We start from the raw sequence: 7882 nt of genomic DNA, 5'->3' as shown, positions 1-7882 counted from the left end.
CAAGGACTCCGTCCCGCTGGCGCGATCAATGGCCCAGGTGTCTCACCCTAATCTGAAACGACTATAAATCAGGGATGCATAAGTCTATTCAGAAAGCTCCAGAAACGCTCCCATGCGGCGAAACTTTTGGTAGCGCTCCTCGCGCAATTCTCGCCCGCTCAGGCTAGAAAGTTCCTTGAGATGCCTGAGAAGAGCCTCTTTGAGGGTTTGAGCAGCTTCCAAGGGCGCGCGGTGGGCGCCGCCAACCGGCTCTGGCAGGATCTCGTCGATCACCTCCAGTTGTAGCAGGTCTTGGGCGGTAATGCGCAGGGCTGCCGCCGCTTGGGGAGCCTTCTTGGCATCCTTCCAGAGAATAGCCGCGCAGCCTTCCGGCGAGATCACGGAGTAGACGGCGTGCTCGAACATCAGGATGCGGTTGCCAATGCCAATAGCCAATGCTCCGCCGGATCCCCCTTCGCCGATGACGGTGCAGATGATGGGGATCTCCAGCCGAAAGAGGGTTTGTAAGTTGGTGGCAATGGCCTCTCCTTGGCCCTCAGCTTCCGCCTTGACGCCTGGGTAAGCCCCCGGCGTGTCGATGAAGGTCAAAAGAGGCAGGCCGAAGCGGTGGGCATGTTCCATCAGCCGCAGGGCTTTGCGGTAGCCGGCGGGATTGGGCATCCCAAAGTTGCGGTGGATGTTGTCTTTGGTGTCGCGACCCTTTTGGTGGCCCAGGATCATCACCGGCTGCTCCCCTAGCTTGGCCAACCCGCCCACAATGGCTGGATCGTCCTGGCCGTGGCGATCCCCGTGTAGCTCGAACCAGTCGTCACAGATGGTCTGTACGTAATCCAGGGTGGTGGGGCGGCGGGGGTGACGGGCCACCTGGAGCCGTTCTACTGGCGTGAGCTGGCTGAAGATCTCGCGGCGCAGCTCTTCGGCTTTGGCTTCCAATTGGCGAATCTGCTCAGAAGCATCGATGTCGTTTTCTTCTGCCAAGGCCCGAATTTCTTGAATTCGTTGCTCCAGGGCGGCAACAGGCTGCTCAAACTCCAGCAGCAGGCGGTCGGTGGACTTGGTCATGACCGGTTGGCTAAACTTCGGGGGCGTGCTGTGCCTGGCAAAGGCTGCACAGATTTGGGGATGGGACTTTGATCTTCTCACATGTAGATCCCGTAGGCTAGAGGGAGCAATCCCCCTACTGCCCAAGAGGGATCCCTTGTCTGCTTCTGTCTCTTCTCCCCCTTCACCCCTTCCCCCCTGGCTGCGCTGGGGGGTGGTGGGATCCGTCGTCTTGGCTATCGGGGTGGGAGCCTTTTGGCACTACGGGCGGCCTGAGCGACAAATCCGCGTCCACACGGAGAGATTGCTGCGGGCGGTGGAGCAGCGCAACTGGGATCAGGTGGAGATGCTGGTCTCTGAGGCCTATAGCGATGGTTGGGGCCTGGATAAGCAGCGGGCGCTGGCCTACAGCCGCGAGATCTTCGGGCAATTTTTTCGCTTGCGCCTCCAACCCCAAGCGCTGCAGGTGCAGCTCGACCTAGGGGATCCCAGTCGCCAAGGACGGGCCACCCTCTGGTTTGTTATCGAGGGCTCCGGCGGCCCCTTGGCCAACCTGACGCGGGATCAGGTGAACGCCTTGGAGCAACCCTTCCAATTGAATTGGCAGCGACGGGGTGGGGAGCCCTTTCGCTGGGAGCTAACCCGCGTGGAGAATCCAGAACTGCAACTGCCCCCTCTCCCTTCTCAAGAACAGGCAGGCCAGAGATGAGGGTCGAACACCAACAGGGGGAGCTGGCCTTCGGCTGGCGGGATCCACTGCACAATACCCCGTTGGCGGGCCTGAGCTGCATAGCGGCTGGGGAGGGCTGCAACTGGGAGGATGTCAGGCGGCGCAGGCTGCCGAGTGAGGGCGTTTCCCAGGTATTGGCCAAGTCGGATGGGCCGGGCCTGCCCTAGGTCAGACTCCAGTGGACTGACCTCCCCACAGCTCTTGCAGATAAGCCTGGCAGCGGCGCAGCAGTTGCCGACTCTCTTCAAAACTGATCTGCTCCAAGGCTTCGGGGTAGGAGCACCAGCGGTAGGCGGCCACCTCCTCTGGTTGCACCTGTAGCTCAGGGGGAGGAAATTGGGGCGGCAGCAAGGCCACGTAGTAGGTAACGGTTTTGGCCACTCGGTTCCCCTCTGGATCCGTAAAGGTGTAGGCTTCCTGCAGCGTCAAAGGGTCAGACTGGCCGGGCAGGGTTAGGAGCTGGTAGTCGGTCAAGCCGGTTTCCTCTCGCAATTCTCGCTGCGCCGCCTCCAGGTCGCTTTCGGAGCTATCCTTGTGCCCTTTTGGGAAAGCCCAATGCCCCTTCTGGTGCTGGATGAGCAGATACAAATGAGAAGAGCCCAGTCTGGGAGCTTCCTGGGCGGGTGGGTGGGGCAGGATGGGGATCACCCCATAGGCAGCATCTATCAGCATTGGGGAGCTAATCTCCAAAGAGTTTGATGGCTGGCGGCTTAGGAGCGAAGACCTCGTTGGGATCCACCTGCGGGCGCTCTACCCCCTGCAGGGGCGAGAGGGGGCGACCGGTGTCGAATTGGAAGAGATAGATGGGCAACTGGCCATTCCCCAGAGGCAAAAGAGCTAAAGTATCGATTTGGGTCAGGGCGTTGCGGCTGGTGGGTCGGGTTAGGTTGAAAGCAACGATTCGGTCTTCCAAGGAATTGTCCGGGCTGGAGCGCCGGCCCAGGCCAATGCTGAACTGCTGGTTGCCCTGCTCATCCACTCCCAAGGCCCGCACATCTCCCAACTCCGCTTGAGGAGCGCTCCCCGGCAGGCCGGCTACCACCGGCGGCGCATCCACCGGCGGCTGCGAAGGCAAAAAGCGCAACTGCGTCCCTTCTGGCAAAATGCGGTAGTCCTGGTAGTCATGCTGGATGGACAGGGATCCCCTGAACACGCGGCGGTTCAGGCCCTCCAGGGTCCAAAAGCCATAGCCCAAATTGATGCGGGTGCTCTCCGGCAGCCAGTAGCGCTCCCCTCCCTCGGGAGCTGGCACCGCCGTAAACCCCATCAGGACATAGGCCTGCCCCCACACCCCCGACAAAAACAGCAACACCTGCCGCGGCAGCCCCGACTGCGGATCCAGCCACAGCTCCCGCAACTGGCCTTCCTGAATGGGCTCTAGGCGCAAGTGCTGGACAGGGGATCCAGCCAAATCCACCCGTTCTGAGGAGAGGACGCGGTAGCGGCTGGGATCCGCCTTCAAGTAAAAGCTCACCGAGGGCAAGAGGGCTTCCGGTCGGCTCACATACACCGAGTACAGCTGCAGCAGATCCGACTGGTTCACCACTTCCAATTGGCGCGAATCCAAGAGGCGGATGCGATCCCCTTCGGCTACCCAAGCCTGCCAACTGCCGTCGCGGCGGTAGAGCACATCCAACGTGGCTGTGAAGGTTTGGGATCCCTCCACCCGCACCTGCTGGCGATATTGCAAGTTGGGCAAAGGGGGCAATTGCTCTAGAGCGGCGTTGTAGCGCTCCAGCCAAGCTTGGGGATCCTGCTTAGGGCTGGCAAGAGAAGAGGGAGCCGATTGGGCCACGGCTGGATCCCCTGACGGCAGACCGACCAGTCCCGTTGCCAGGAACACCACCCCGCCGAGATAGCCCCAGCCTCGAAGGGATCCCTGCCGCTTCCTAAATTGGGAGGGTTCAGGGAACATCAGCTCACCTCGCAACACCGCTCTTGCTGCCCTTCTTGTCGCTGCTTGTGCCCGGATCAGAGCGCTTCCCACACCTGAGAGAAAGCGTTCGGAAGGGATCCCTACTCTCTGCCCGCCGATTGAGTACGCCTATTCAATGGAAATGGATTGGGGGCCGTCGGAGCGACCGGAAGGCGGGGGCTCCTCCACCCTCAGCCCCTGGGACTCCAGCCAACTGCGCAGCGGATCTTGCTTCACGTCCAAACGCAGCAGGCCGCTGAGAAAACCGCCACAGAACGGAACAGGATTGCTCAGAAAGGTCTTCCAGACCTCATTCATCTCCATAGCCGCAACACCAACCACCCCCCCAATCCTAGCAAGGCCGGCAGGTGGGGATCCCCTCCCTTGGCTAGACGGCAATCAACTTCTCTCGGTTTATGTTCTGCAGCACACTAAAAATGCTGTTGCCAATGCGCTGGAACTCTTTACTGCTTTTGTCGGCAAAGTGCAATACCCAAGGAAGCCTACAGGCTTGAAAACCACTGGCGGGATGAAGCTGGGAGAGATGGTAAGTTTGTATAGCCAGAACTTCCAAAGGAGTGTTGCCGTGTTCATGGACAACTCGCAGCGGTCTTGCGCTGCCAATTGGCACCGAGGACTTCTTAATGGGCTGGCTTGTTACGAGCATAAATGACCTTCGTTCATGGTCAAAAATGACAGTGCCCATTGCAGCGTCTGTATAGCTTCCTTTTTCCTCTCTTCCCATTCTGACTGTGCCACTTTTGCGCACTCCAACAATATCCACAGCAACCTTTTCTTTTCTTAGTTCCTCAATTGTTTTATCAAATTCGCCTCTTTGAACTAAGCCATCCCTCATCAAAAGAACCTTTCTAGGGTATCGATGAAATTTGTTGTAGAATCTATTGACGAGCTTGGACACGGTTTGATAAATTGCCTCGCCGGAAAAAGTTTCTCCTCTTTGTATATCGGGCAACTCCCAGCCTAAGCTTTGACCATTGGCCAGTACCGCGAAGGCAGAGGTTCCGTAGTAAAGCTCTCGATTCGTCCCCACATCAAAACCAATGGTAAGCTCGGAGCACTCAGGATGATCGAGGGGTTCAAGCAACACGGGTTGCCACGCAGCTTTACACAGAAGTCCTAGTACGACATTTAGAGCTTTGTAGGGGTCAGCTCCAGGAATCATAAACTGAGTTGCTATTCCTGCTCGAAGTGCTTGCAAGCGGATCTTTTGCTTGTGCTCATTAGGCGACAAGGGCATGACAACCAGAACGGTTTTGATCCCTTTGTCGGCCCAGCTTTGCCAAAACCTCTGTTGAGCAAGGTCGCCTTCAGGCAAATCTTGACGGGTTGCGTAAAAGTCTATTTCAACTCTTGCTCCGCTCTTTTTAGCTACTTCAAGTAGGCACTTGCGAACCTCAGTAGGATACTCACGTTTATTATCGTCAAGATTTAGAAGTCCAAACTTTGTCTCGCCAACTCTTGCACATCCTTGGTACCTAACTCTCGCGAGGTTTTGGACTTGTCTATGACCAAACCCCAATAGCCTTGGCCTTGGCATAATGTATCCTTCTGCTTTTAGGGGATCAGCCTGAAAGTCAGAAATATTGTAGACATTTTCTATAATAGTTTTTGCGGTCTCTTTAGACTCTTTCAATCTCTCTTCTAAACTTTTTCTGATGTGCTCGCTAACCAAGGAGCTAACTTTTTTGCCAGTCCATCTTTGATCTTCTATACTTGCTAGCATCTCCAAAGTTAAAACAGGCGACAGTCTCCGCGATAGATGAAGGATAGGCTCTGCCTTTTGTCTGAAATTGCGTTCTCTCGAGACCACTTGAACCACCAGAGAGCCATCAACTTCTTCTGGAGTTGCTCCGTATTTCTGTACATGATAATCCGCTAAGCTAGTGTTTAGCTCCGCTAACCATACTTCCCTTGGCGACTGATTGGAAATAATGCCTCGATACTCCCAAGTTGGGTATTTATTATTTTTTGTCCTGTATGTGTTTCGTACAATTTCAATTGAGACATCTGGGTAATTTTCCAGCCACTCATGCAGCGTCCATGGGCTGTAGAAATGGTATCGGATGTCGATCTCTAGATAGAGCTTCTTATCTTGTCTAATAACAACGTCTAGCTCTCTTCCTCTGTGAACCTCCCACCCATCTCCGCAAAGTGGTTTTACTCCTTCAATCCGTTCTACTCCTTCCAGACCCGTAACCCACCAGATCAATCCTCCTCCTGTTGATCGCTCAATCTCTGTTCTTTTGTACTTAGATCTTAGACTCCAATCTAGTTTCTTGCGCTCGAAAGTTTCTAGAGCCTGTCTCTCTGTAGGGTCTGTACAATCTAGAGCCTTAGAACCAAGCTCTTCCAACTCCCATTCCTCTGTTTTGAGTTTACTGGCCGGAACTTTTTCTCGGGTTATGATGCGATTTCCCAGACGAACAGCCATTACACCTAGCTGATTACAAATCTTGGAGAGAGCCCTCTGCTCCTCTCCTAGATCTGGAAGAGGGTTTGGCCTGCAACTATACTCATAGAAGGTGAGCTCTTCTTGAGTTAGCTCCTTGACGAAGAAGCGATTAAGAGTAACCTCAACTTTCTTCTGGAGTAAATTCATTGGCAGACTCTAGTTTCAAGTTTCTCTCTAGGATCTCTAGGATAAGCTCTAATTCTCCTGCTCTTCACGAGGGATCTCCAAACAACCCTGGCGGAGCCAAATCTCTGCTGATCGCCTCCGCCTGAAACCGACCGCTCATGCCCACCACCTGCCACTCGGCGCTGCGATTTCCCTGGCGGAAGCGCAGCCGTCGGGCTCGCAACGGCACCACTTCTACAGCTTCTACCAGAAATTGTTGGTATTCGCCCAAATAGTCTCGGTAATCCGGGGGCAAGTCAGCGCTGCTGTTGATTTGAATCCAAAACACCCGTCCTGCTTCGTTGCCATAGGCGCGGATTTGTTCCTGGCCGCGGTATTGCTCCACCCCGCGCAGCCGCTGTCGTCCCACCTGCACAGACTCAGCCCACTCCGGCAAGGGATCCCCCAAGCTGATCGACCAAGCCGGCCCGCTCAGCCCTAGCCAACAGAGCAGCAGTAGCCCCCAAACCCAAGGCCATCTGTGCAGCGTGCTGTTCCCGGTTTTCAAGGCTCGGCCGAACATGGCAAGTTCTTCTCCGCAAGTGATCCCAATGCTTTTGGATGTTGAAAACAACTTCGTCTCAACGTAGGCGAAAGCCGATCCGACCGCCTTCAATATCAAAGGCAACGTCGGCGTTGAAAAACAGCGGCATGCCCAACAGTTGCACCCCCTGGTTGCCGTTAACAAAAATCCGATCCCGGCTGGGCGTAATGGGAAAGCCAACTCGAATGCGATACTCGAAAGCTCCCGCCAATACCGCTCGCCACTCTGCCCCAGGGGGTAAGGTCGAGGTGGAGAAGGGAGCTGCCCCCAACAGCCTGACGTTGAGAAAAATGTCGGAAGAACCACTGTCAAAAACGGTGGGGCTGAGGGCATTTTGAATGGAAGTGTTGCTAATGCTGTAGGCCACTTGCAAAGCCTCATCCCGCCAGATGGGGGTGCCGTCGGGAAAGCTTCCCACCTGGGGAAACTGCCGGAAATTGAAGCCGACGGTGTTGGCAGCCGTTAGGCCAACCGTGAACAGGCCCTGGGTGGAGTTGAAGCCCCCCGTTTGAATAATGTACCCAGAGCGGAAATTGCCCGGAAGGCGGGTGAGCGGACTAAACAGCTCGCGGTCGGGGCTGCGCTCATCCAAGGACGTGCCTAGGATCCCGGCGAAGGGCCGCCCTTCTCCAAACAAGTTCTCTGAACAACTGGCCACCAGGGCGTCCACACAGGTGATCCGGTCGATCAACTGAATCGTTACCGGCTCCCGACTGGGGATCCCTCCTATGCTGAAGGGGGCGCGGGCCAACACCCCGATAAATTGCGTGCCATCTCCGAACGTCACAGTGGAAGGGATCCCCGTCCGTTCCAGGCCAAAGCGACCTGCCGCCGTCGCTACAATGCGCAAACCTGCCGAGCCCGTATCCAGGAGCAACTCTGCACCGGCTCCGGCCACCCCCACGTTCAAGCCCAGCAGTTTAAAGCGGCTGTTGCCCAGCGTGCGCACCGGCATGGGAATCGACTCGGTTCCCGGTTGAGGTGGGAGAGGGATCAACGCAGGGGGGGAAGCTG

Annotated in this window: 9 protein-coding genes; 2 read left to right on the top strand and 7 right to left on the bottom strand. The window is 56.2% G+C overall.

The features are described 5' to 3' along the window. Positions 1 to 84: 84 nt before the first annotated feature. Positions 85 to 1062: an acetyl-CoA carboxylase carboxyltransferase subunit alpha gene (locus tag NW815_RS07485; RefSeq protein WP_414390463.1), complete on the bottom strand. Its 978-nt coding sequence runs from the start codon at positions 1060 to 1062 to the stop codon at positions 85 to 87. A gap of 136 nt (positions 1063 to 1198) precedes the next feature. Here NW815_RS07485 and NW815_RS07480 point away from each other — a divergent pair, with 136 nt between their 5' ends. Both NW815_RS07480 and NW815_RS07475 read left to right on the top strand, forming a co-directional pair. Beyond that, on the top strand, positions 1199 to 1750 hold the full coding sequence (locus NW815_RS07480; protein ID WP_041436853.1) for a hypothetical protein: 552 nt from the start codon (positions 1199 to 1201) through the stop codon (positions 1748 to 1750). Further along, entirely contained in the window at positions 1747 to 1938 is a 192-nt protein-coding gene (locus tag NW815_RS07475; protein WP_414390461.1) for a hypothetical protein, read from the top strand. Before NW815_RS07480 ends, NW815_RS07475 begins: the two co-directional genes overlap by 4 nt. A gap of 1 nt (position 1939) precedes the next feature. Here the strand turns inward: NW815_RS07475 and NW815_RS07470 are convergent, their stop codons facing one another. From NW815_RS07470 to NW815_RS07445, 6 genes are all read right to left on the bottom strand, one after another. Then, positions 1940 to 2443 (bottom strand): bis(5'-nucleosyl)-tetraphosphatase, encoded by a 504-nt coding sequence (locus tag NW815_RS07470; RefSeq protein WP_414383232.1) that lies wholly within the window; start codon positions 2441 to 2443, stop codon positions 1940 to 1942. Positions 2444 to 2450: 7 nt separating this feature from the next. Next, positions 2451 to 3686 carry a hypothetical protein gene (locus tag NW815_RS07465; RefSeq protein WP_011434288.1) on the bottom strand — a complete coding sequence of 412 codons (1236 nt, stop codon included), beginning with the start codon at positions 3684 to 3686 and terminating at the stop codon, positions 2451 to 2453. A 129-nt stretch (positions 3687 to 3815) separates the two neighbouring features. After that, positions 3816 to 4004 carry a hypothetical protein gene (locus NW815_RS07460; protein WP_414374286.1) on the bottom strand — a complete coding sequence of 63 codons (189 nt, stop codon included), beginning with the start codon at positions 4002 to 4004 and terminating at the stop codon, positions 3816 to 3818. Between the two features lie 70 nt (positions 4005 to 4074). Continuing rightward, the gene (locus tag NW815_RS07455; protein ID WP_414390459.1) at positions 4075 to 6138 is read right to left on the bottom strand and encodes an argonaute PAZ domain-containing protein; all 2064 of its coding nucleotides are present in this window, start codon (positions 6136 to 6138) and stop codon (positions 4075 to 4077) included. Positions 6139 to 6370: 232 nt separating this feature from the next. Then, positions 6371 to 6847, bottom strand: coding sequence for a hypothetical protein (locus NW815_RS07450; RefSeq protein WP_414341950.1), 477 nt, complete (start codon positions 6845 to 6847; stop codon positions 6371 to 6373). A gap of 58 nt (positions 6848 to 6905) precedes the next feature. Beyond that, positions 6906 to 7882 (bottom strand): hypothetical protein (locus NW815_RS07445; protein WP_414415858.1); only part of this gene is annotated, 977 nt, incomplete at its 5' end.

Source organism: Synechococcus sp. R6-7 (assembly GCF_047461695.1).
GTDB lineage: Bacteria > Cyanobacteriota > Cyanobacteriia > Thermostichales > Thermostichaceae > Thermostichus.
Note: the sequence above shows the minus strand (reverse complement) of the source record. Positions and strands in the feature narration are given on the sequence as shown.

What these genes read in the sequence shown, in the direction of transcription:
- NW815_RS07450 (WP_414341950.1), bottom strand. Translation starts at nt 6,847, where the DNA reads ATGTTCGGCCGAGCCTTGAAAACCGGGAACAGCACGCTGCACAGATGG.
- NW815_RS07470 (WP_414383232.1), bottom strand. Translation starts at nt 2,443, where the DNA reads ATGCTGATAGATGCTGCCTATGGGGTGATCCCCATCCTGCCCCACCCA.
- NW815_RS07455 (WP_414390459.1), bottom strand. Translation starts at nt 6,138, where the DNA reads ATGGCTGTTCGTCTGGGAAATCGCATCATAACCCGAGAAAAAGTTCCG.
- NW815_RS07465 (WP_011434288.1), bottom strand. Translation starts at nt 3,686, where the DNA reads ATGTTCCCTGAACCCTCCCAATTTAGGAAGCGGCAGGGATCCCTTCGA.
- NW815_RS07475 (WP_414390461.1), top strand. Translation starts at nt 1,747, where the DNA reads ATGAGGGTCGAACACCAACAGGGGGAGCTGGCCTTCGGCTGGCGGGAT.
- NW815_RS07485 (WP_414390463.1), bottom strand. Translation starts at nt 1,062, where the DNA reads ATGACCAAGTCCACCGACCGCCTGCTGCTGGAGTTTGAGCAGCCTGTT.
- NW815_RS07460 (WP_414374286.1), bottom strand. Translation starts at nt 4,004, where the DNA reads ATGAATGAGGTCTGGAAGACCTTTCTGAGCAATCCTGTTCCGTTCTGT.